General features: G+C 48.8%; 24 protein-coding genes. 8 read left to right on the forward strand and 16 right to left on the reverse strand.

Annotation, left to right across the window (positions count from 1 at the left end; translation table 11 throughout):
• Positions 1-9 precede the first annotated feature (9 nt).
• From TH61_RS16795 to TH61_RS16805, 3 genes are all read left to right on the forward strand, one after another.
• Positions 10-1,851, forward strand: coding sequence for a glycoside hydrolase family 2 (locus tag TH61_RS16795; RefSeq protein WP_066511870.1), 1,842 nt, complete (start codon positions 10-12; stop codon positions 1,849-1,851).
• Positions 1,852-2,211: 360 nt separating this feature from the next.
• The gene (locus tag TH61_RS16800; protein ID WP_066511876.1) at positions 2,212-2,724 is read left to right on the forward strand and encodes a YdeI/OmpD-associated family protein; all 513 of its coding nucleotides are present in this window, start codon (positions 2,212-2,214) and stop codon (positions 2,722-2,724) included.
• A 94-nt stretch (positions 2,725-2,818) separates the two neighbouring features.
• On the forward strand, positions 2,819-3,583 hold the full coding sequence (locus TH61_RS16805) for an MBL fold metallo-hydrolase (protein WP_066511879.1): 765 nt from the start codon (positions 2,819-2,821) through the stop codon (positions 3,581-3,583).
• Positions 3,584-3,725: 142 nt separating this feature from the next.
• Here TH61_RS16805 and TH61_RS16810 read toward each other — a convergent pair whose 3' ends face one another.
• Complete coding sequence (locus TH61_RS16810) at positions 3,726-4,097, reverse strand: hypothetical protein (RefSeq protein ID WP_066511881.1); 372 nt, start codon at positions 4,095-4,097, stop codon at positions 3,726-3,728.
• Between the two features lie 335 nt (positions 4,098-4,432).
• Between TH61_RS16810 and fbp the strand changes: the two genes are divergently transcribed.
• Entirely contained in the window at positions 4,433-5,422 is a 990-nt protein-coding gene (fbp, locus tag TH61_RS16815) for a class 1 fructose-bisphosphatase (RefSeq protein ID WP_066511883.1), read from the forward strand.
• Positions 5,423-5,511: 89 nt separating this feature from the next.
• Here the strand turns inward: fbp and TH61_RS16820 are convergent, their stop codons facing one another.
• Positions 5,512-6,204: a LamG domain-containing protein gene (locus TH61_RS16820; protein WP_066511886.1), complete on the reverse strand. Its 693-nt coding sequence runs from the start codon at positions 6,202-6,204 to the stop codon at positions 5,512-5,514.
• 332 nt (positions 6,205-6,536) lie between these two features.
• On the opposite strand from TH61_RS16820, the gene TH61_RS16825 reads away from it, so the two are divergent.
• The 3 genes from TH61_RS16825 (at position 6,537) to TH61_RS16835 (ending at position 10,021) form a co-directional block, all read left to right on the forward strand.
• Positions 6,537-9,002: a prolyl oligopeptidase family serine peptidase gene (locus TH61_RS16825; RefSeq protein ID WP_066511889.1), complete on the forward strand. Its 2,466-nt coding sequence runs from the start codon at positions 6,537-6,539 to the stop codon at positions 9,000-9,002.
• Positions 9,003-9,143: 141 nt separating this feature from the next.
• Entirely contained in the window at positions 9,144-9,581 is a 438-nt protein-coding gene (locus TH61_RS16830; RefSeq protein WP_157600746.1) for a hypothetical protein, read from the forward strand.
• Between the two features lie 23 nt (positions 9,582-9,604).
• On the forward strand, positions 9,605-10,021 hold the full coding sequence (locus TH61_RS16835; RefSeq protein ID WP_066511892.1) for a hypothetical protein: 417 nt from the start codon (positions 9,605-9,607) through the stop codon (positions 10,019-10,021).
• Here the strand turns inward: TH61_RS16835 and TH61_RS16840 are convergent.
• The 12 genes from TH61_RS16840 to TH61_RS16895 form a co-directional block, all read right to left on the reverse strand.
• Positions 10,016-11,062, reverse strand: coding sequence for a 2Fe-2S iron-sulfur cluster-binding protein (locus tag TH61_RS16840; RefSeq protein WP_066511894.1), 1,047 nt, complete (start codon positions 11,060-11,062; stop codon positions 10,016-10,018). The genes TH61_RS16835 and TH61_RS16840 overlap by 6 nt on opposite strands.
• Positions 11,063-11,242: 180 nt before the next feature.
• Entirely contained in the window at positions 11,243-12,142 is a 900-nt protein-coding gene (locus TH61_RS16845) for a DMT family transporter (protein WP_066511896.1), read from the reverse strand.
• A gap of 213 nt (positions 12,143-12,355) precedes the next feature.
• Complete coding sequence (locus tag TH61_RS16850; RefSeq protein WP_066511898.1) at positions 12,356-13,102, reverse strand: hypothetical protein; 747 nt, start codon at positions 13,100-13,102, stop codon at positions 12,356-12,358.
• Positions 13,099-13,488 (reverse strand): GntR family transcriptional regulator, encoded by a 390-nt coding sequence (locus tag TH61_RS16855; RefSeq protein ID WP_066511900.1) that lies wholly within the window; start codon positions 13,486-13,488, stop codon positions 13,099-13,101. Before TH61_RS16855 ends, TH61_RS16850 begins: the two co-directional genes overlap by 4 nt.
• A gap of 10 nt (positions 13,489-13,498) precedes the next feature.
• Positions 13,499-14,230: a hypothetical protein gene (locus TH61_RS16860; RefSeq protein WP_197464062.1), complete on the reverse strand. Its 732-nt coding sequence runs from the start codon at positions 14,228-14,230 to the stop codon at positions 13,499-13,501.
• 61 nt (positions 14,231-14,291) lie between these two features.
• Complete coding sequence (locus TH61_RS16865; protein WP_066511905.1) at positions 14,292-15,146, reverse strand: ATP-binding cassette domain-containing protein; 855 nt, start codon at positions 15,144-15,146, stop codon at positions 14,292-14,294.
• Positions 15,147-15,291: 145 nt separating this feature from the next.
• Positions 15,292-15,639 carry a peptide-methionine (R)-S-oxide reductase gene (locus TH61_RS16870; RefSeq protein WP_066511908.1) on the reverse strand — a complete coding sequence of 116 codons (348 nt, stop codon included), beginning with the start codon at positions 15,637-15,639 and terminating at the stop codon, positions 15,292-15,294.
• A gap of 150 nt (positions 15,640-15,789) precedes the next feature.
• A complete protein-coding gene (locus tag TH61_RS16875; RefSeq protein ID WP_082780414.1) occupies positions 15,790-16,176 on the reverse strand; it encodes a methionine-R-sulfoxide reductase in 387 nt (128 codons plus the stop codon).
• A 165-nt stretch (positions 16,177-16,341) separates the two neighbouring features.
• The gene (locus tag TH61_RS16880; protein ID WP_066511910.1) at positions 16,342-16,719 is read right to left on the reverse strand and encodes a PH domain-containing protein; all 378 of its coding nucleotides are present in this window, start codon (positions 16,717-16,719) and stop codon (positions 16,342-16,344) included.
• Between the two features lie 70 nt (positions 16,720-16,789).
• Positions 16,790-17,734: a DUF5996 family protein gene (locus tag TH61_RS18405; RefSeq protein ID WP_066511912.1), complete on the reverse strand. Its 945-nt coding sequence runs from the start codon at positions 17,732-17,734 to the stop codon at positions 16,790-16,792.
• Positions 17,735-17,975: 241 nt separating this feature from the next.
• Complete coding sequence (locus TH61_RS16890) at positions 17,976-18,605, reverse strand: hypothetical protein (RefSeq protein ID WP_066511915.1); 630 nt, start codon at positions 18,603-18,605, stop codon at positions 17,976-17,978.
• Positions 18,606-18,617: 12 nt separating this feature from the next.
• Complete coding sequence (locus tag TH61_RS16895; RefSeq protein ID WP_066511918.1) at positions 18,618-18,821, reverse strand: hypothetical protein; 204 nt, start codon at positions 18,819-18,821, stop codon at positions 18,618-18,620.
• Positions 18,822-19,071: 250 nt separating this feature from the next.
• Here TH61_RS16895 and xth point away from each other — a divergent pair, with 250 nt between their 5' ends.
• Positions 19,072-19,848 (forward strand): exodeoxyribonuclease III, encoded by a 777-nt coding sequence (xth, locus tag TH61_RS16900; RefSeq protein WP_066511920.1) that lies wholly within the window; start codon positions 19,072-19,074, stop codon positions 19,846-19,848.
• An 88-nt stretch (positions 19,849-19,936) separates the two neighbouring features.
• Here xth and rlmF read toward each other — a convergent pair whose 3' ends face one another.
• Both rlmF and TH61_RS16910 read right to left on the reverse strand, forming a co-directional pair.
• Positions 19,937-20,917 carry a 23S rRNA (adenine(1618)-N(6))-methyltransferase RlmF gene (gene rlmF, locus TH61_RS16905; RefSeq protein WP_066511921.1) on the reverse strand — a complete coding sequence of 327 codons (981 nt, stop codon included), beginning with the start codon at positions 20,915-20,917 and terminating at the stop codon, positions 19,937-19,939.
• A gap of 18 nt (positions 20,918-20,935) precedes the next feature.
• A complete protein-coding gene (locus TH61_RS16910) occupies positions 20,936-21,403 on the reverse strand; it encodes a RidA family protein (RefSeq protein ID WP_082780415.1) in 468 nt (155 codons plus the stop codon).
• Positions 21,404-21,539: the final 136 nt, after the last annotated feature.

A 21,539-nucleotide genomic window follows, 5' to 3' on the forward strand; every position in this document is an offset into this window, starting at 1 on the left:
GCCTTGACTATGGAGCCCAACCAACCTAACCTAAGTGTTACAGAAAGCATACAGGAAGATGAGATCATCGCGCACCGAAAAGATAAAAACCCCCTGCCCCGCGCGGTACTGCGGCCAAATACACACTACATCCTGGACGGCGAATGGGATTTTGCCATAGACCCAGATGACCGCGGGCTGCGCGAGGCCTGGTACCTGGGGTATAAATATCAACACACTGCCCACTGGCCCGGGTCTGTAGAAGAACACATGGCCAATGCCAAAGGGCATGTGCAAACACCGGCCTGGCAAGACAAAGTAGTGGTGTGGTATGAGCGCGAATTTGAACGTCCGGTAAAATCGGCTCCTGGCGCTCCTACCATGTTCCAGATTACCTTTGGGGCTTGTGGCTATGAGACCCGCGTTTGGCTCAATGGCCGCTTGTTGCACACCGTAGACGGCGAAGAGGTCCATTACGGAGAATACACCTCTTTCTCTTATGAGCTTCATGAAGAACACCTGCTGCCCGTCAACCATTTAACCGTGCGCGTAGCAGATACCATGGACGCCGAAATTCCGCGGGGAAAGCAAGAGTCCCATGTGTACAAGCGCGGAGGCATCTGGTACCAAACCTACACGGGGGCCGTGCGCAGTATCTGGCTAGAAACCGTGGAGCGCAACCGCTTGAGATCAAGGGTGGGCGTGATAAGTATCATTGAGGATTCCTTGGTGCGGTTTGGGCTTACTACGCGCATACATGACCCGGGCCAATACACGCTTCGGCTGAAGATTTATGACCGCGAAGACTTGCATGGCGAACCACTGTCTGTCTCTGATTACCCACTACGGTTGGAGATTGGCCAAAAGCATCAATACGTCACCACACACTTACATAATGCACAGGAATGGTCGCCAGAAAACCCTAAACTCTACCAGCTGGTGGCCCAACTCATTGACAGCAACGGGTACGTAGCCGAGATCCAAGCCCATTTTGGCTTAAGAAAATTTGGTGCGCGCGGCCGTCACCTGTACCTCAACAACAAAGAAATATACATTGACGGCATCCTGTACCAGCCAGGCACGGCTACCTATGAGGAGATGCGCCGCCACATGTATGCCATGAAAAAGCTGGGCTGTAACCTGGTACGCGTGCACATTGCCGGCGTTGACCCCAGAATCTACAACCTGGCAGATGAGATTGGCTTGCTCTTATGGGTAGAGGTACCAAGTCCGCACAGCTCCACGCAGCGCAGCCGTGAAAACCACCGCGCCGAATTGCTTCGGATGCTGGCCCTCATAGAAACCAACCCCTCTGTGGTGATCTGGAGTTTGTACAATGAAGACTGGGGCGCTCAGGACATTGCCACCAATCCAGAGACGCGGCAATACATCATGGACGTGTACCATTACATGAAAATTAGGTATCCGCAGTTCTTGGTAGTGGACAATGACGGCTGGCAGCACATTTCTTATGAAGGTAAATTGAAGTCCGACTTGCTCACCGCCCACGTGTACACGCCAGATGTGGACCGCTGGTGCCACGTGCTGGATCAAATCACGGCCGGCCAGATGGAAGGCGTGGCGGCATTCCCGCTGGTTGTAGGTGATCCGTATTTCTATAGAGGTCAAACCCCTTTGATCATTAGCGAATGGGGTGGCTTTGGCTTCTCAGATTACGGTGGGCCTAATGACCTAGAGGAGCGTGCCAACCGCATTAAACTTTTCAAACAAGAGATGCGCAAGCGCAACGTAGCCGGTGATGTCTACACCCAGGCCACCAACATTGAAGACGAACGCAACGGCCTGCTAGACATGCATACCGGTGAACTCTTTGTCCCCGAGAACCTTCTCAATTCAAGAGATCCAGAATAGATATTCCATAGAAATATTTCTATCAGAAAAGGCCCTGCATTTTAAAAATGCAGGGCCTTTCTAGTATCTGTTTTTGGACGGTTTTCTGGAAAGCAGGCCAAAAACAGATACTAGGTTCTAAACAAATGCTGTAGTAATAGAAACGCATCAAGTAGAAAAGCTATTTTGCATTTCTAAACTCAACCAAACTTTGCTGCGCAAGAATCCATATCAATTCAACCTACTTTTTTTGGAGCATTACGAGTTATTATCTTTCCAATTTTGGGCTAGTTTCTAGGAAAGAGGCATAAAACAGATGCATATAGAAATTTATCCTTCCACATAAATTTGTATTAAAATCACCTTTAACAAACAGCATCCTTGGCTTCATCTCCAAACGGCATATCATACATTACCTCTATCCAAAGATTGGACCACCTCGTCAATACGCATTACCTGGAGGTGCCTCCTAAGGTTATCCAGGAATTGGGCGGAACCTTAAAAGTGAGGCTACTTTGTACCATCAGCAACAAACTGACTTTTCAATGCGGGCTGGTTGCGCTGGGCAATGGTTCTGGGTACCTTACGCTCACAAAGAAACGCATGCAAGACTTGGGTTTGACCCACCAAGACCAGGTGGAAGTAACCCTGGAGAAGGACTACAGCACCTATGGCACTCCAATGCCCGAAGAACTAGCGGAGGTCCTGCTCCAAGACCCCGAGGGCGCTGCTCGTTTCCATCTATTGAAGGACGGCATGAAGCGGTATGTGCTGAAATACGTGGCTGGTGTAAAAAGCAGCCAGTTGCGCATTGACAGGGCCTTGTTGTTGGTGACTAATCTAAAGCGCCTGCACCCGGGCAAAGAGACCTTCAAAGAATTGGTGGCTAAATAAATAGCATCTCTGGATGACCATGGCAAACATCCAGACTTTTTCATGGTTATTCGCGTATGGGCAATATCCATTTCTACCTGAAAAAACTCTTCCTATGAAAAAAAACTTGTTACTCCTTTCCCTGGCCGCCTTGCTGGGGGTTTCTGCGTGTAAAACCCAAGAGGTCGCCGGTGACGCCATTCCTACCCGGGTAGGTGAAATCACCATTCAACCCATTTTGCACGGTTCCTTTGCCATGAACTGGAACAACAAAACCATTCTGGTAGACCCATATGGCGGCGGCGATTTATACAAAGGCCTCCCGGCTCCAGACATGGTCCTCATCACAGACATTCACGGGGACCACCTGGACCTGAAAACTCTGGAGACTCTCAACCTACACAAAGCCACTATTATTGCCCCGCAGGCGGTGGTAGACATGCTGCCTGAAACCATGAGAAGCAAAGCCATAGACTTGGCCAACGGCGAAGACACCACCACCATGAATGTGCGCGTCATTGCCGTGCCCATGTACAACCTGCCCGAGACGCCAGATTCCCGCCATCCCAAAGGACGTGGCAATGGCTACATCCTGGACTTTAAAGGCAGAACCGTTTACATCTCTGGAGACACCGAGGACATTCCAGAAATGGAAAACCTGAAAGGCATTGACGTAGCTTTTGTCTGCATGAACCTGCCCTTCACCATGGACGTAGACCAGGCCGCAGCGGCCGTACTCAAGTTCAAACCCAGAGTAGTGTATCCGTATCATTACCGGGGTCAAAGCGGCCTAAGCGATGTACAGGCCTTCAAGAAAAAGGTAGACGCCGGCAACCAGAAAATTGACGTTCGCCTCCGCAAATGGTATCCTACTGAGTAAGAATACACTGCAAAAATCACCAAAACAGCAACGCCCGTTTCCTCCACATGGAAGAAACGGGCGTTGCTGTTATTAAATCTATGGTGCTGTTAAACTGAATCGTTTTAGACCTGTTTCCCAAGAACCAGGCTAAAAACGACTGTTAAATTTTACCGGGTTCCGGGTTGTTGGAGGCTTGGTCCTGGCCTTCGTCCAGTGGCTGGTCTTTCATCCTGATGCCGTTGTTTTCCCCGCCCATGAACGTGTCACTGCCTTCTGCTTCAAAGCCGGGGCCTTGGTTATGAGACTCAGTGCTGTTTCTGTCTAAGTGTCCCATGCCCGTCACTTCATTGCCGCCAATGTGCAGGTTCTCCAACCGGTCCTTCTGATCGTTGCGTTCCAAGTCGCCGCCTAGGCCCACGTTACGCTTAGCCGATGGGTCTGGTTTGTTGCCCGGGGCGTTCCGCTGGTGTTGAGAATCGTTCACATTCTTCACGCGGTTGGGGTTGGTATTCTCTTCGTCTTGTATAGCCATGGTGGTAGATGTATAAGTTGAGCTAATGTTTACGCATGGTATCTGGCAGGGTTAAAAAGGACTTGGGTTTCAGGAGGCGGTGACTAAAATCCATGAACCTCGTTTTTAACCTGATTTCCAAAAAAGAGGCGAAAAACGAAGGATGTCTAAGAAAGCAACACCTGGTAGTCCAAGTCATTTATATTCCTTTGCCTTAGTACTTATACAAAAAGGTCTCTCTTTGGCTTCAATTTCCGTAATTGGGGTAGAATTGATAAGCGGACTATTTTCTGCTATTTCAACCTCTCTTTTCCACCCACTTTCCCCTTGCTGGAGAGCGTCACTATTTCTTTACCATGAACGATGCATTAGCCCTGCCGGTAGGCACTACTTTAGACAGATTCATACAGAGAAAACAGGAGGACTTCCCCTTCGCTACCGGGGAGTTGTCGCAGCTTTTGCGGGACATTGTACTGGCCGCCAAAATTGTAGCCCGGGACATCAGTCGGTTTGACTTGGAGACGGTGGGCCACATGGGCACGGAAAACGTACAGGGCGAGCAGCAGCAGAAACTGGACGTGATTGCCAACATCCGGTTCATAAGGGCTTTGCGCAACGGCGGCGAGGTTTGCACCATCGTCTCTGAGGAAGAGGAAGACCTCATCCATACCGGCAACCAGCATGCCAAGTACATCGTGGCCATGGACCCCGTAGACGGCTCTTCTAACATTGACGTGAACATTCCGGTGGGCACCATCTTCGCTATTTACAGAAGACTTTCTGAGGCCAACGCAGACGGCACCTTAGAGGATTGTCTGCAGCAAGGCACCAGGCAGGTGGCGGCAGGTTATATTTTGTATGGCGCGTCTACCATGCTGGTCTACTCAACCGGCCGCGGCGTGAACGGCTTCACGTATGAGGCCACGCTGGGCGAATTCTTCCTCTCGCACCCCGACATCAAAACGCCCAACATGGGCAGCCAATATTCCTGCAATGAGGCCAATGTGAGTTCTTTCCCGCTGGGCATTCAGAACTACCTGGCCTACTGCAAATCAGAAAAATACTCATCTAGGTACATTGGATCTCTGGTGGCAGACTTTCACCGGAATCTGGTGAAAGGCGGCATTTACTTCTACCCGGGCTCCACTAAAAACCCCGGTGGCAAACTCAGGTTGCTCTATGAGTGCAATCCCTTGGCCTTTTTAGCCGAGCAGGCCGGTGGCAAAGCCACCGACGGCGTGGAGCGCATCTTGGACAAACAGCCTACAGAACTGCACGAACGCTGCCCGCTGGTGATTGGCTCCGCTGACATGGTAGAAAAAGTAAGAAGGTACATGACCCTGTAAACCCAACTTCAGCCTTAAGACCAACGAAGCCGTTTTTGGCCTGATTTTGAGAAATCAGGCTAAAAACGGCTTTCTATTTTTTTGACAGATTACCTAGTGGTGCTGGGGATTCCCTCTGAGTATTTCTTGGGCAGCAAGGCGGTTTTAAAGAACCGGACAGTTTCAATCTCGCCGTTGAACCAGTTGCGCTGGTCTACGCTTGCACCAATAGACGTTTTAGCCGAGGCTGGCAGCGGCAGAAATTCCAGCTCGCCGTTCACCTCGGGCATGCCGTTCACGTAGCCGGTCATTTTCTTGTCTTTGTATACCAAGGTCATGGTAGCCCATTTGTCTAACGGGTGCGTTTTGGAGGCGTCCATAAGGTTGAGTTGGCCGTTGTCTGACTTGACAGAGAAGTGTGCTTGCCATTGGTTTTTGTCCGTGATCCTGAGTTCCAGAGAAAGGCGTCTGTTGGGATTGGCGGGGTCTTCAATGTGCACAAGGTGTTGCTCCCGGTTGGTGGCAGTTGTAGTGGCTCTGGGTTTAAAAATCACCTCTACGGTGAATTCGTCCACATTTGCAATTTCATTAAAGCTGGTGACAAGTCCGTCGTCTACGCCGTCAAAGGCCACTGCGGTTGCTGTTCCTCGGCCAGCGGCCTGGGAGGGGTTGCCTAACACTGTGGTGGAGTGGCCTGCTAAGCCAGTGGGCGTTACTTTCCAGAGAATTGGTTTTTGGGGCGTGCAGGCTGCGGCAACAAACAGCAAGAAGCTTATAGACAGAACAGGCAGAAACGATTTCATAACGGATTGGTAGTGATGGCGGCAAGACTAACGAAACCCAAAAAGCAGTTGTGAAAGGCATGATGCTTCACCTTTCCCCGAGGCGCAGGAACCTGGTATTATTCTACGATAATATTTCAATTGCGACTAAATCAGCAAAACACTTTTAGAAACGAATGCCTGGAGACGGATGACCAATTCACTAGAAAGCTGCTAGCCCAATTGATGGATTGCCAATACTGTGCGAAAATGGGCTATTTCCTAGAAAACAGGCCAAAAACGACAGTAGGTATAATTGACTTGGATTTTGTAGATTGAATGCAGAAAATCCTTCCTTACCTAACAAACAACATATGTCCAACTTCATACTATCGCGCCGTTCCAAAGTGGCGGTTTGGATGCTGGCCCTCTCCCTGAGCGGATCGGCCATGGCACAGGGCAACAAAGACCTGAACGTGTCCTACCAACGCCCCGCAGAATCCATCGCGAAACTCATTGAAGCTCCCGCCACCCCCACCGTTTCTTTTGACGCCAAAGGCGAGTGGATGCTGGTGATGGAGCGCCCGGGCTATCCGTCTATTGAAGAGATAGCCGCGCCAGAACTGCGCATTGGCGGCTTGCGGATCAATCCTGCAGTGAACGGAGCTAGCCGTGGTTCCTCCAGCAACAACCTTAAGCTTAAGAAAATCAACGGCGGGCAGGAGTTTGCCATTCAAGGCTTGCCGGCTAATGCTAAAATAACGGATGTAACTTGGTCGCCAGATGAGCAGCACGTCTCTTTCCTGAACACCGCCAGCAATGGTGTGGCACTATGGGTGATGAACGTGGCCAGCCGCACGGCCCGCAAGCTTACCAACGCCCTGGTGAATGACGCTTATGGCAACGCCGTCACCTGGACTCCAGACAGCAAAAACCTGCTGGTGAAAATGGTGAACCCCAACCGCGGCGAAGCACCCAAAACCAACACCACGCCAGCGGGTCCTATTGTGCAGGAAAACCTGGGTAAGACCGCCGCCTCCCGCACCTATCAGGATTTGCTGAAGAACCGCAGCGACGAGGCCCAGTTTGACTACTACCTCACCAGCCAATTGACGCAAATCAGTTTAGACGGGCAACAAACCAAGGTAGGCGAGCAAGGCATCATCCGGAGTTTTAGTACTTCACCGGATGGGCAGTACCTTCTGGTGGCTACTACCAAGCGGCCTTATTCCTACCTGGTACCGGCCAACTCCTTCCCGTACGTTGTGCAGGTTTGGGACCGCCAAGGCAAAGTGGTGAAGCAGATTGCAGACATCCCGTCAGGAGAGAATATTCCCGTTGGGTTCAACGCCGTGGCCGCGGGCCCAAGAAGCGTAAGCTGGCGACCAGACCAACCCGCTACCCTGTTCTGGATAGAGGCCCAGGACGGCGGCGATGATAAAAAGGACGTGCCGGTGCGCGACATCGTGTACATGCAACCAGCGCCGTTTAGCGCCCAACCCATAGCTTTGGCAGGCACCAAACTAAGATATGCGGGCATTGCCTGGGGCAACAATGACTTGGCTTTAGTTACCGAGCGCTGGTGGAAAACCCGTCAGGAACGGACTATCAAAGTAAAACCCAGCCAACCAAATGCAGCACCGGTGGTCTTGATTGAGCGCTCCTATGAGGACCTGTACTCAGACCCAGGCACGCCGATGATGGAGAAAAACCAGTTCGGCCGCTACGTCCTGCTGACCGACAAGTCTGGCCAAAACCTGTACATGATCAGTGAAGGTGGTTCCCCAGAAGGCAACCGTCCCTTCTTGAGCAAATTCAACCTGACCACCAAAAAGAATGACATCCTGTGGAGGTCATCGGCCCCGTATTATGAGCGTCCTGTGAGCGTGTTGAGCGCAGACAAAGGCACTTTCATTACGCGCCGTGAGTCTGAGAATGATCCGCCCAACTACTTCCTGCGCCAAGTGGGTTCTAAAAAGTTAACCGCCGTCACTAAATTCCCGCACCCTACGCCAGAGTTGATTGGCGTAGACAAGCAGTTGCTCACCTACAAACGCAATGATGGGGTGACCTTAACGGCTACATTGTACACGCCCAAAGGCTATAAGAAAGAGCAAGGCCGCCTTCCTATGCTCTTGTGGGCGTACCCGCGCGAGTTTAAAGATGCTGCCACCGCCGGGCAAGTGAAGAGTTCTCCGTATGAGTTCACCCGCATCAGTTCGGGCTCTCCCCTGTTCTGGGTAACCCGCGGCTATGCCGTTTTGGACCGCACCGATATTCCGATTGTAGGCGAAGGCGATGCAGAGCCCAATGACACGTATGTAGAACAGCTGGTAGCCAGTGCCAAAGCCGCCATTGACGAGGTAGCCAAGATGGGCATAGCCGATCCTAACCGCGTGGCTGTGGGTGGCCATTCCTACGGCGCCTTCATGACCGCCAACTTACTGGCCCATTCAGATCTGTTTGCCGCCGGTATTGCGCGCAGCGGGGCCTATAACCGCACCTTGACGCCGTTCGGGTTTCAGGCAGAGGAGCGCACGTTCTGGCAGGCGCCTGAAGTGTATGGCAAGATGTCACCCTTCAACTACGCCAACAAGATCAAGACGCCTATCCTATTGCTACATGGCGAGGCTGACAACAACTCTGGCACCTTCCCCATCCAAAGCGAGCGTTTCTACAATGCCTTGAAAGGCCATGGCGCCACCACCCGTTACGTGGTATTGCCAAGTGAAAGCCACGGCTATGCCGCTAAAGAGTCTATCATGCACATGCTCTGGGAAATGGACCAGTGGCTGGAGAAGTACGTGAAAAACAAACCGCAGCCGCAGACTATGCGCTAGGCAGCTTGGCTTGAAACAAAATAAACGCCTCACTAAACAGTGGGGCGTTTTTTTTGTTGGGTATAAGGTAGAATCAATGACTACTTTTGCAGATACAGACAAACTACACAACCACCGCTCAACCATTTTGGTATAGCGCTAATGAAAAAAGGAGAATCCCCATCCATGATCATAAAAGAATTTAAGAAGCCCAACGGTGACACTTTCTTGATAGCAGAACGCGCCGAAGACAACTCTTACATCCACGCCCGCTGGATTGGCATCCAAACCCTTGAAACAGTGAAAGAAGGCGGCACGTTTTATACTAACATGCTCAGAGAAAACCCTTGTCCGCGCCTGCTCAACAACCACAAAGAGTTGATTGGACCCTGGGACATTGCCAATGACTGGATTGTGCAGACATGGACGCCTTTGGTCATGCAACTGGGCCTAAAATACATGAGCCAGGTGCTGGCCCCCGGTATTTACGGCAAAATGTCCTTCCACCAATTGCACCAACACATTGGTGACCAATTTGAGATTAAGATGTTTGATGAGGAGCAGCCGGCCCTGGAATGGCTTCTGCAAACCGGAAAGTAAGTTTACCTCTAACCTTTTAGCTAATGTTAACGAAAGCCAAAGAACTGCACAGTGAAGACTACGTGAACATCTGGTTTCATGAGGACACCAACACCCTGGAGATGGAATGGCTGGACTATGTAAGTTCTTACCGTTTTAAACCCACCTTAGAGCAGGCCCTGGAACTAGCCGTGCAGCAAAATGCGCGCTATTGGCTGGCCAACCGCGTGCAGATGCGTGAATTGAGTGACCAAGACCGAAAATGGGTAACCGACACCTGGCTGCCTAAGTTTCTGGAGCACAACTTCAAAAAACTGGCCGTGGTAGAACCTGCCAACGCCTTGCATCGCGTCTTTGAAGACCAGCTCCTACACAATACCAATGGCACCCCGGTAGAGATAAAATGCTTTCAGAAGCGGTCCGAAGCCATGGATTGGATTGTAGAAGACTTTGAATTATAACGCTAACCGCACATCTCCCCCCACCGGATGCCCCACACAGGTTAAAACATAGCCTTGGTCTAGTTTCCATTGCGTGAGCACTTCATTATATGACATCCAAACCTTGCCCTGGGTACAAACTGCGGCGCAGTTTCCGCACTTACCTGCTTCACAGCTGTAGGGCAGGTTCACTCCCGCCTTTTGGGCCGCCTGCAAAATGGTGTCTGGGTACTGGGCGGTAAAGCTGAACTGATCACCCAGCATGGAAATCTCTACGGCATGCGGATCCTGGTCTGGCGGTAAGGACTTTAGATGCACCTTCTGCGTACTGAACGTCTCCTTCTTGATGTTCTCAAAGGGAACATGCGCCCCGCGCAGTCCATAGGTACACATGCGCATGTAATTTTCTGGTCCGCAGACGTATGCCAAGATTTGCTCAGGGGGCACAATTGCCCATTCATGCACCAGTTTTTCTAACAAGGATTTATGCAACCTGGCCTGGTCCAGCTTTGGCGCATCGCTGTAAAGGAGCTTCAGGTGAAACCTGTCCGGAAAAGCCTTTTGCAGGGCCGAAAGCTCTTCTCTAAAGATAGTTGTTTGCTCTGACTGGTTGCTATACACCAACACGGCGTGTAGCCTGGGGTGCCCTATCAAAATTGTTTTGAGCAAGGAGTAAATGGGCGTGATGCCGCTTCCGGCCGCAAAGAAAAAGATCTGCCTAACAGACGTGAGGTCCTCTGGCAGCGTGAAGAAACCCGCCGCTCCAATGGTCAGCAACGTGTCTCCTACCTGCGCCAGGTCCACTAAATGCCGGGAGAAGGCTCCGTTGGACTGGCGCTTCACGCCAATGGCCAATGGCTCTCCTGTCACAGGCGATGAGGTGATGGAATAGGAACGCCTAATCTCTGTATGGTGATGCTGCTGCGTTAATACCAAGGTCAGGTACTGTCCAGGTTGATAGTGCACCTGTTTGGCCTCTTCGCCGGCAAATTCAAACGTTCTCACGCCCGCCACCTCTTCTTTGATGCGCGTAATGGTTAAAGGAATGTACAGGGAGCTCATACCCGAAGCGGTGCACGTTGGTTCTTGCCAAGTATACGCAAAAACTGATATCGCTTTACCTCTTCTGCATTTAGTTTTCCAGTTAAAGACAACTACTTCCATTTTCAGCCTATTTTCTCGAAAACAGGTCAAAAAACGGTCATAAAAAAACCACCTGTTTCTAGGTGGTTTTCTTTGTAGTTATAAAGTGGCTAGCTGCTTTTTGCGTTTGAGGTTAGGCAGTACCAGTGCTAGTAAGATAATGCCCACTCCAACCCAACGCATGGCTGTCACGGGCTCATGCAGTATAAAATACGACATGGCCACTGCCACGGGCAGTTCAACGGTACTCAGGATGGAGCTCAACACCACGCCTGCTCTGGGAATGCCTTTGGCAAACAGCACCGGCGGAATCACGGCGGCAAACAAGGCAAACACAATACCCAACGCACCCAAGCCTTGCATTAAACTGCCATTGATTAAAAACACCGGCGGAAACACCACAAACACCAAGATGGTAGAACCTGTGAGCATCCAGGCGCTTTTCTTCACCGGCGACAGTTCATTGCCCACCCGTCCGTTTACAATCAAAAAAATGCTGTAGCCCAGGGCTGCTAACATACCGAATCCAATACCAGCCCAGCTTAGGTTCTCCACCTGGGTCTCTAGCATGCCGCTGGCCAAGACCGTTCCGCCCAAGACCAATACCACCGCCAACATTTGCAGGAGCGTAGGCTTTTTCTTGAACAGGATCGCTTCAATGAGAATGCTGATCCAGGTGAATTGCATGAGTAAAATTATAGCCACCGAAGCTTGCGTCATTTGCACGCACTGGTAATACGCCATGCTCACCAATCCATTGGTGGTACCGGCCAGCAGCAGTTTCCAGGTGGGTGTGGTTTGGGGCTTTTGCTGGTCTCTAAACGCTTTGGACCTAGTTTGCAAGAAATAGAGGGGCCACAGGATCAACATGGCGAAGAAGGCCTGTGAACCAGTCACATCACCCAGAGTATAGCCTTGCTTGTAAGCCAGCTTCACAAACGTAGACACCACGCCAAAACTGCACGCGCCCAAAAACACCAATAACCCGCCTCTAAACATCTAAACTTTCTCCTGATTTTTTACTCCCACCAAAAAGGGGGTGCAAAGGTAAGGGTTTTAGAAACAGTTTCCTTTCAGGAATTTAAAAAGGAGAAATGGTTTGCAACTCGTTTTTGAGCTGTTTTCTGGAAAACTGCCCGAAAACAAAATTCCTCAGACATCTATATAAGACATCTGAGGAATTTTAGTGGTTCAACTAAATAAGCGATGCGTCTATTTCTTAAGTAGCGACAGGGAGGATGCACCTGTCAACGCTATTTGCGCACTATCAGAGGCTTTAATCCGGAGGATTGGAATGGCTACATTTTCTAAGCTAAGCAAACTACTTCCGCGCACCTCAAAGTGAGCCGCCTGTATTTGATTACCTTCCTTGATGTTCAAGGCAGATTTACTTCCAGTACTCATTCCAGAGACAGTTTTCAGGTAGCCTATCTTGTTACCTATCAGCTTTACCGTGCTGCCATTGTCTTGTACAACTGTTAGGCTGTCTAAAGAAAAGTTTTTCGTGAAACCTTGCACTTTTACTCCTAATTCTTCAGTATCCTTTACTCTTCTTCTTAATTGGTGTACCCTCTTTACTGTGTATTGGGCGTCTGTGCTCAATTCCTTCAGATTGGGCATGTAAATGAAAACTGCCTTTCGGTTGCCGTAATAGTCAATATCTACAGGAATATTCATATCAACGGTGAGGAGTTTACCTGTCTGGGTAATCTTTACATCCATGGCAGATTCTTTTAACACCTCTATTCTGTGCATTCCGGGAACAATGAATACACTAATGACGCCTGCGCTGTTCACCCTCACACGGTCAAAGTCTTTGTGGTCTAAAAGGATTTTATCATTGCCCGTGTAAACAGCCGAACCCTTTACGTATTCTGCCTTGAGCCCAAAATCATAGATGACCAATAAAAGAATCAGCGTGGTCATGGCCGCTATAAAAAGCTTATTACTGGTTTTCATACGGTTTTAGGGTTAGTTTCTGTCTGTTCTTTGGTAAATTGTTGGTAGCGTTCCTGCAATTCTTCCAGGCCAATACCCAGCAGGAAAATGGTCCGGAAGAACTCAGGCATTTCTTGCTGCAGGAAGCGTTCGCGGCGCTGCTCTTTCACCTTGGCTACTCCCTCTGGGGCTACAAAGAATCCAATGCCGCGCTTGTTGTAAATGACCTCACGATTCTGCAAATGCTCATAGGTGCGCATGACGGTATTGGGGTTCACCTGCAGTTCTATGGCCAAGTCTCGCACGCTGGGTATTTTCTGGTCTGGCAGCCATTTCCCCACCAGAATATGCTCACTCACGTACGCGGCAATCTGCAGGTAAATGGCTTCGTTGTTTTTAAATTCCATAGCGCGCTCCTCAGATTTGCTTTTCCTTGAGTTTGAAATAAGAAATGACCCAGAAGAAACTAGCCATGCACAGTAATACCAAAAAAGGGAAATATCGCCATTCTTTACCTGATCTCACATTTAATCCCAAGTCTGTACCATCTTCTATGAGGACATTAGAGAAGGGGAAATAAGTAACAATATGGCCGAAGGAGCCTAATAAGGTATCCAGTATGAAGTAGTTTAAGAAGGCCAGTAGAATTATAAATAGTATGAAGGCCATCCCGGTTTTAATAAAATGCCACTTCTTAAAGGTAATGGCCCCCCAAAGCATGATGGCATGCCAAAAGGCATACAGTATCCAGGCGGCTGTTAAATCACTTTTAGCACTTTTAAAATCAAAGGAATTAGAAAGGCTCATAGCCTCAAACACATGCCCTTCTTTATACTCTTGCGAGAAACCAACTATTAACAGGGCTAAGTAAAACGCCCCTACAAAAACCAATTGAAAAAGAAGGTAAGAGTAGACCCAATTTACAAGATACTTTTCTACGTGTGATGCTGGCAACGTCAATGCACCACTGGCTTTTTTACCGTCTCCTAAATCACTAAAAATTGTACTGGTAAAGGCGGCACCGCTAAATAAGAGCGTTAAAATAAAAATACCTTCCTGTTCTTTTATACCTAATGGGGCACTTGACACTGTTTTAGCAAAAAATGCCAAAATCAGAAAGAGCAGGCCAACCAATACCAGCGTGGCCATGAGGTAATACTTGTAATGCTCAGCGGTATGCTTCCTAAACAGCAACCCGAAGCGTCTGAAACTAAATAGTTGGTGCATAGTGCGACGTGTTTAAAATTTGTGTGATTTCTTTATTACCGGAAATGATGCCATTGAAAAGCAGTTCCAAGTCCACTCTGCTGTAAGCGCCTTCTGGGTTAGGAAGAATAGCGGTAATCCCCCTGACAGATTCTTCGGCATAGAGCACCTGTACTCCTTGGCTGGTGGGCACGGTGGTGAAGAGAAGCTTCTCGGCTATGGTATCCATCTCCTGGTTCACCACCACCTCACGGTCATGCAGGATGACCACGGTGTCTATGAGACTGTCCAGATCCCGCACCTGGTGGGTGGAAATGACAATGCATCTTTCTAAGGTGAGCGCTCCCGCAATCAACTTTCTGAACTGTACTTTAGAAGGAATATCCAATCCGTTGGTAGGCTCATCTAACACTAGCAAATCTGTATTTGCCGCCAACCCGAAGGCGATCATCATTTTCTTCTGCTGTCCAAAAGACAAATCACTCAAGACGGCTTCTGAAGGCACTTCAAACTCCTTTAAGTAAGAATAGAAAGCATCATAATCAAAGCTTGGGTAGAAAGGAGCTGTGTAATGCACGTACTTCTTGGTGCTCAGCGATGGGACATGAAACTCCTCTGGCAGAAAAAACACGTTTTCTAGCATAGAAGGCAGCCGGTCAGAAGAGGTATAACCTTGCACCAGACAGGTTCCTTGTTGGGGAAAGGCTAACCCGACCATGTTTTTAAGGAGAGAGGATTTTCCCGCCCCATTCTTGCCTAAGAGACCATAGATATGGCCTCGGGAGAGAATCAGGTTGAGGTTATGAAAGAGCAGCTTGTCTTTCTTATATCCAAAACTGAGGTTTTCTATATGTATCATGCCTAAACATTAAGTGTATTACTTACCTAGTACACTACAAAAGTATTGACACTTTCCTCAAATCCAAATATTCAATGAAATTTATATTAAACTCACACTCTACTTTTGACCTATTTCCACCAAAACAGCCTAAAAACAAAGATTATTAATTCTCATCCATTGAAGTTTTTACTTTTAAAGTTTCAATAGGCATAAACTGAATGGCTTCACCATTGATACAGTACCTCACTTGGCTTTGCGTTCTGAGGTCCGGGAATAAATGGCCCAGGTGCTGGCCGCACCTATGACAAAGCAATTGAATTCGTTCGCGGTCATATGTTTGAAGTAGTTTTTGCTGGACGTGATCTTCTAAGTGTCCCCAGAAGCTAGGAAACCCTGTCTTGGAGTCAAACTTCTGCGCAGCAGAAAACAGGGTTTCACCGCAAGAACTGCACACATAAATACCTCGCTCTTTTCCTTGCTTTTCCCAGTCTATTATGCGGTTCTCAAACATAGTATATGAGTAATTTGGCCATCGTTAATGTTAGAAGCCACCAGGTAATAAATACCCTAGAAGGGAATTGATACGAGTGCTTGCCAAATCACAAAAGCCCCTGGCAAATACTTACCAGGGGCTTTTGTGATTTTGATGAATTTTTCAATTTTAGACTTCCTTCTTCTCTGGCACAAAAGCCATGGAGATGGAATTGACGCAGTGGCGGGTGTTTTTGGCAGTGAAGCGCTCTCCTAAAAAGACGTGGCCCAAGTGACCACCGCAGTTGGAGCAAACAATCTCAGTGCGGCTGCCGTCGGCGTCTGGGACGCGGGTAACGGCACCGGGTATCTCATCATCAAAGCTGGGCCAGCCGCAATGCGCATCAAACTTGTCCTCTGAGCGGTACAAAGGCGCGTTGCATCTTCGGCAGACATAGGTACCTGGCTCCTTGACGTGGTAAAGCTTGCCCGTAAACGGGCGTTCCGTTCCTTTGCGCAAGATGACGTATTCTTCTTCGGGGGTGAGGTCGTTGTATTTCTTTTCTTCGTTTTCCATGACGTGTGTTTTCCTGTACAATACTACTGCAGAATGGTAAAAGGCGTTGCTTTTGGGGCGTATCCTGAAAGATACCAACGCAGATTTAGTCTGTTTTTGGCCTATTTCTATGAAAACAGGTCAAAAACGGCATTTGTTTTAAAGGAGGATGAGTGGTGACGCTTATTATAAAACATGGTGCGCCAGGACATTCTGCACGTCATAGACGTTCACGCTCTTGTTAAACTTCTTCCTGATGCTGGGATTGGCTTCGCTGGAAATCCAGATTTTGAGTTCCGCGTCCAGCTCAAACGTCCCCGAGGTCTCCACGCTGAACCTTGAAATGCTTTTATAGGAAATGGAGAGGTATTCTACTTTACTGCCGGTAAGACCTTGGTGGTCTACCAGGATAAGGCGTTTGGTAGTAAAAACAAACGTATCCCTGAGCAGTTTAAAGCCCAGCTCAATGTCCTCGTCTGGGGTTAAAAGTTTACCATAGTCCTTTAACAGATTCTCTTTGGACACAGCACCGGCGTTGCCCAAAATTGCGGAGAAAATTCCCATAGGTGTTTTATGCTTTTAATGGTGGATTAGATAATGGAAGAAGGCTAGCGCAATGCAAGTATCTGTAATTCTAAGCTTTGGTAGTTACTTTTTTAGGAAGCAGAGACTCATCTCGTTCCAGATTCTTCCGGTCCCAGTTGGCCAATTTTGCGCCAGCGCGGTAGGTGCTTTGCAGAAAGTCCCAGACCATTTGTTCTGGGTCTTCGGCTTGTTGCACTGCTTGGTAGGGCAAAATGTATTCACCTAAGGTAGGATGGTAATAAGCTTCCTGGGGCTGCACCGAAGCCGTTTTATAACCCTCTGGCTCTGGGTAATGGTAGCTGTAAAAGGCTGGCAAAGGCAGCGACTCATTGCCTGGCCAGAAGCCGCAACTGCTTACCTCTTGGGAGTACGCCTCTTGGGCCACCCAGTCAGGCAGGTTAGGAACGCCGCCGGGATGCTTTGGCGCCGGTTTCCCAGAAAAGCGCGTGACCGCCAAATCAAAACTTCCCCAGAACAAATGTACGGGACTGCATTTGCCGGTAAATTCAGCCCTGAATTTTGCTAAAATCTCTTGGGCCAGCAAGAAAGCCGCGTGCAACTGTGTGGTTTGGGCTGGGTTATAGGTGGCATGTATATTATCCTCTGGGAACGGAATGGCATTTTCTAGTTCATTGGGCGTGGTGTTGATCTGGATGGGAATGCCTACTTCTTCTAAGGTGCTCATTAGCAGTGCATAGAAACCAGCCACAGACAGGTTGGCCAGGTCAAAAGCCCGCTGTTCTCCCAAACTGGTCACCACTTGGACTTGGTGCACCCTAAAATCAAAGTTAATCTGAAAATGCTTTTTGCCTGCGGGCAGGTCGCCGGTGGTAAAACCCGAAGGGGTCAATTGCAGGGTCACGTGCCAGGAATGGTTTACCCAAGGCAGCTGCCCCAGTTTGATTTTACCCACTATCTGGCACCAAAGGTGAAGCGTCTGGTAGGTGTCCTTGGCTTCTTCATAAGACAGTTCTGGCCATTGCTGTTTTTCCATGCTTACTTAAACGAGAAGGATCCAATTTTGGCTTTTAAGAATCATGTTTTTAGATGATTAGAAAATAAAATCTTGTTGTAGATATGAGCAAGAAGATATACCGGCTGCTTCACCTTTCGCTTAAGATATTACTAAACAATTAATGGTAAACGCAAAACTCCCGCAGCAGCCACAAGAATCAATGTGGCTGCTGCGGGAGTAGATGGAAGCAATTGTGCTTTCTTGTAGTAGTTGAAAGGGTTTAGTCTTGCAACGCGCCCAAAGCTCTGCCTTCGTTTATCTTTTCTTCCAAGACCTGCACGGCACGCTCAGTGCGTTCAATCCGGGCCTTCTTCTCATTGTACTGCGCATCTGTCAGCTTTTTGCCTGAACGGTCTTTTTCAAGGGCCTCTCTGGCTTTGGCTATTTTGGTTCTGGCGTCCTTAACTTTCTTATCGCCTTCCACTACAGAATTGTCCAAGCGTTCTCTGCGCTGCTCGCCGGTCAGTCTGGCTTGCGTGGCACGCTGCTGCCCAAACTCCCGTCCAGACAAATCGCCTTTGTCTTTACCGTAAGCGTTGCCTTCGTTGTCCTGGGCTACTTTGTCCTTGTCGCGATTTTGGTTGTTGTTGTTGTTGTTGTTGTTACCTGCCTTGTCCCTGTTTTGATTGCCATTGTTTTTAAGGGAATTAGCATTGTTACCGCGGCCTTTCTCCTTGGCTTGGTCAGACTTGCCTTTTTGTTTCAAGTTCTTGTCCTGGTCGTCATGGCCTTGGTTGGCTTCTTTCTTATTCTGGCCTTTCCCCTGCTGGGCAGAAGAAACAAACGGAGCAAACGCTGTAAGGCAGGCACCTAGGGCCAAACCCAGTATTACTTTTTGGTTCGTTTTCATAGGGTTGCTTGGTTACAAATCGTTTAACAAAGAGTCTACTTCCTCAGTGGCGGTTTCAATTTCGGTGGTGGTGGTTTCCACTTTGGTAGAATCTACCACCGTGGTGGCCTGGTCTGTGACGGTGGTTTCTGTGGTGTTCACCTTTTTCTCGGTCTTCTCAGTGCAGCCAAAGGCCAGTACACTTAACGTGGCCAAGGCCATCATTTTGCTTTTCATAGTTTCTATAGTTGGTTGGGCTTTCTAATTGCCTTACAGTAAGGCCTTAAACGAATGTAAACAATTTTGGCTGTCTTTCTTCAAGGTATCGTTATTAGAGAATAGTCTCGTAATTATTTTATCCTGCCTTCTTTTTGATGGAATAGGGTTCACTTGCCTATCCATTTTCACGGGTGTGCGTATGGTAAAACAGTTTTCAGAAACGGCCTCTTTTAAATTGCAAAAGCTGCCATAACCCCAACGTCTTGCCATGAAGATTGCTACCTATAATGTGAATGGAATCAGTGCCCGCCTGCCCGTCTTGTTGCGATGGTTGCAAGAAACTGCACCAGATGTGGCCTGCTTGCAGGAGCTTAAAGCACCCGAAGAAAAGTTTCCCTTACAGGCTATTCAGGATGCTGGGTATGAAGCCATCTGGCACGGACAAAAAAGCTGGAACGGAGTGGCCATTCTATCTAAGATTGGCAAACCAGAAGAACTGCGTAAAGGCCTACCTGGCAACGATGAGGATGACCAAAGCCGGTACATAGAAGCGAAGGTAAATGGCGTCATCATTGCCTGTCTGTATTTACCCAACGGCAACCCCGCCCCCGGCCCAAAGTTTGACTACAAGTTGCGCTGGATGGAGCATTTTACCAAGCACGCCGCCACTCTTCTGGCCTCAAAAGAACCCGTAGTGTTAACCGGCGACTACAACGTGATTCCTACAGAAGTAGACGCCTACAAACCTGAGCGCTGGGTTGAAGATGCCTTGTTTAGACCAGAGACCCGGGCCGCTTTTCAAGAGTTGCTGGCACAGGGCTGGACAGATGCTATTAGGTACTTGCACCCAACAGAAACCATCTATACCTATTTTGATTACTTCAGGAATGCTTTTGCCAGAAACGCCGGGCTTCGCATTGACCATTTCCTGCTGAGCCCCGATTTAAAAGACAGACTGAAAGCCGCCGGCGTGGACCGTGATACCCGGGGTTGGGAAAAATCAAGCGACCACGCCCCTGTATGGATTGAACTGACAGACAAGTAGGGAAAAGCGAATTACAACTAGGCTTTACCATCCTAGAGCATGTTTGATTCTTGCGATCGCCTAGCAAATTAGCAAAGGATAATAATCTCTACTTCCATCTGGTTTCTATCCAGTTTTTTTGTTGGGCTGGGGTTAAAAAGGTCCAGGCAATGACCCTGCTGGCTTTGTTCCCCTGGCTCATAGGAATGGTCTTCACTTCTAAGGCACCTGCCGCTTGTAGCGCTTTATGCACCCTGGCAACATTAGCCTGCTTAGAAACCAAGGTAGAAAACCAAAAACAGGAAGAGGAAAACTCCTTGCTCTGACGGACCATGTTGTCAATAAAAGCAGGTTCGCCGCCCGCGCACCACAGCTCATTGCTCTGTCCTCCAAAATTAAGGACTGCTTTAGAGACCCGCTGCTGTTTCAAGTTGCTCACCTTGCGCTTAGACCCCGCCTGCGCTTCTGCCGCCGATGCATGGAATGGCGGGTTACAGACAGTCACATCCACATATTCCCCTGGGGGTAGTATGCCTTTGAAAATATCCTTTGGGTTGGGTTGGCGCCTGATTTCTACATGCCCTTTTAAGGCTGGGTTCTGCGCTACAATCTTTTGGGCAGAGGAAAGGGATACCGGGTCAATGTCTGCGCCTATAAACCCCCATCCATATTCTTGATGCCCAATGATAGGGTACACGCAATTGGCGCCCACGCCCACATCCAAACACGTAATTTTATCTCCTTTGGGGATTTTTTGGTTTAGACCAACACGTGCGGCGCTTTCGGCTAGCAGGTCTGCCATGTGATGGAGGTAGTCTGCTCTTCCCGGAATGGGCGGGCATAGATATCCTTCAGGTATGTCCCAAAAGGCTAGTTTGTAAAAGTGTTGGAGTAAGGCCTTGTTCAGGGCCTTGACCGCAGCCGGATTAAAGAAATCTATAGAAGCGTCTTTGTACTCGTTCAACCGCACATAGCGCTCCAATTCAGGGTTGGTTTTGATGAGTTTTTTAAAATCATACCGGGCCCGGTGCTTGTTTCTGGGATGCAACTCAAACTTCTCTTCGGGATGGATTTTCTTTTTAGGAAGCATGAGGTACGTTATTTGTCTTCAATGATAATCTGGAAATGAAAGTCCGGCGGATAAGTTTTGTTTTTGAATGGTTATCCTGCCTGCAACTGGCAGCAAATCCTGTAGCTTGCTTCTTCTGGCAATCATTTCTAATTCAACCTGGGCACCCAACGGCAGAGACGCCACGCCAATGGTAGTGCGCGCCGGATATGGGGCTGAAAACTGCTGGGCGTACACTGTGTTCATGGCCTCAAAATGGGCCATGTCCGTCAAAAACACATTGACTTTGACCACATGATTGGGGGTCAAGCCTGCCGCAGCCAGCACATTGAACAGGTTTTTGAAACACTGCTCAGTCTGCGCGCTGATGTCTCCTTCAATCAATTTACCGGTCTCTGCCGCTATAGGTGTTTGCCCGGAAAGATAAAGAAGGTCTGAGGTGGCCACCGCATGCGAATAAGGTCCTACAGATACGGCACCGCGGGCGGTGAATGCTTCTCTTTGCATAAGGTTAGACGGTTAAGGTAAGTAAAGGTAAAGCTCTTTGGCCAGATGGTAAGTCCCTAAGGATGATCCAAAGCTATTCCAAAGCAAATCAGGTAATTCACTTATTCAGCCAAAAGATTAAAGAAGGAATAAATTA

Origin of the sequence: Rufibacter sp. DG15C (genome assembly GCF_001577755.1) — a bacterium.
Classification (GTDB): Bacteria; Bacteroidota; Bacteroidia; order Cytophagales; family Hymenobacteraceae; genus Nibribacter.

Coding starts and splice junctions, on each gene's coding strand:
- TH61_RS16825 (WP_066511889.1), top strand. CDS start 6,537: ATGTCCAACTTCATACTATCGCGCCGTTCCAAAGTGGCGGTTTGGATG.
- TH61_RS16860 (WP_197464062.1), bottom strand. CDS start 14,230: ATGGCCACGCTGGTATTGGTTGGCCTGCTCTTTCTGATTTTGGCATTT.
- TH61_RS16840 (WP_066511894.1), bottom strand. CDS start 11,062: ATGAGCTCCCTGTACATTCCTTTAACCATTACGCGCATCAAAGAAGAG.
- TH61_RS16870 (WP_066511908.1), bottom strand. CDS start 15,639: ATGTTTGAGAACCGCATAATAGACTGGGAAAAGCAAGGAAAAGAGCGA.
- TH61_RS16880 (WP_066511910.1), bottom strand. CDS start 16,719: ATGGGAATTTTCTCCGCAATTTTGGGCAACGCCGGTGCTGTGTCCAAA.
- TH61_RS16845 (WP_066511896.1), bottom strand. CDS start 12,142: ATGTTTAGAGGCGGGTTATTGGTGTTTTTGGGCGCGTGCAGTTTTGGC.
- xth (WP_066511920.1), top strand. CDS start 19,072: ATGAAGATTGCTACCTATAATGTGAATGGAATCAGTGCCCGCCTGCCC.
- TH61_RS16865 (WP_066511905.1), bottom strand. CDS start 15,146: ATGATACATATAGAAAACCTCAGTTTTGGATATAAGAAAGACAAGCTG.
- fbp (WP_066511883.1), top strand. CDS start 4,433: ATGAACGATGCATTAGCCCTGCCGGTAGGCACTACTTTAGACAGATTC.
- TH61_RS16835 (WP_066511892.1), top strand. CDS start 9,605: ATGTTAACGAAAGCCAAAGAACTGCACAGTGAAGACTACGTGAACATC.
- TH61_RS16895 (WP_066511918.1), bottom strand. CDS start 18,821: ATGAAAAGCAAAATGATGGCCTTGGCCACGTTAAGTGTACTGGCCTTT.
- TH61_RS16810 (WP_066511881.1), bottom strand. CDS start 4,097: ATGGCTATACAAGACGAAGAGAATACCAACCCCAACCGCGTGAAGAAT.
- TH61_RS16890 (WP_066511915.1), bottom strand. CDS start 18,605: ATGAAAACGAACCAAAAAGTAATACTGGGTTTGGCCCTAGGTGCCTGC.
- TH61_RS16795 (WP_066511870.1), top strand. CDS start 10: ATGGAGCCCAACCAACCTAACCTAAGTGTTACAGAAAGCATACAGGAA.
- TH61_RS16910 (WP_082780415.1), bottom strand. CDS start 21,403: ATGCAAAGAGAAGCATTCACCGCCCGCGGTGCCGTATCTGTAGGACCT.
- TH61_RS16855 (WP_066511900.1), bottom strand. CDS start 13,488: ATGGAATTTAAAAACAACGAAGCCATTTACCTGCAGATTGCCGCGTAC.
- TH61_RS16820 (WP_066511886.1), bottom strand. CDS start 6,204: ATGAAATCGTTTCTGCCTGTTCTGTCTATAAGCTTCTTGCTGTTTGTT.
- TH61_RS16805 (WP_066511879.1), top strand. CDS start 2,819: ATGAAAAAAAACTTGTTACTCCTTTCCCTGGCCGCCTTGCTGGGGGTT.
- TH61_RS16875 (WP_082780414.1), bottom strand. CDS start 16,176: ATGGAAAACGAAGAAAAGAAATACAACGACCTCACCCCCGAAGAAGAA.
- TH61_RS16850 (WP_066511898.1), bottom strand. CDS start 13,102: ATGAAAACCAGTAATAAGCTTTTTATAGCGGCCATGACCACGCTGATT.
- TH61_RS18405 (WP_066511912.1), bottom strand. CDS start 17,734: ATGGAAAAACAGCAATGGCCAGAACTGTCTTATGAAGAAGCCAAGGAC.
- TH61_RS16830 (WP_157600746.1), top strand. CDS start 9,144: ATGAAAAAAGGAGAATCCCCATCCATGATCATAAAAGAATTTAAGAAG.
- rlmF (WP_066511921.1), bottom strand. CDS start 20,917: ATGCTTCCTAAAAAGAAAATCCATCCCGAAGAGAAGTTTGAGTTGCAT.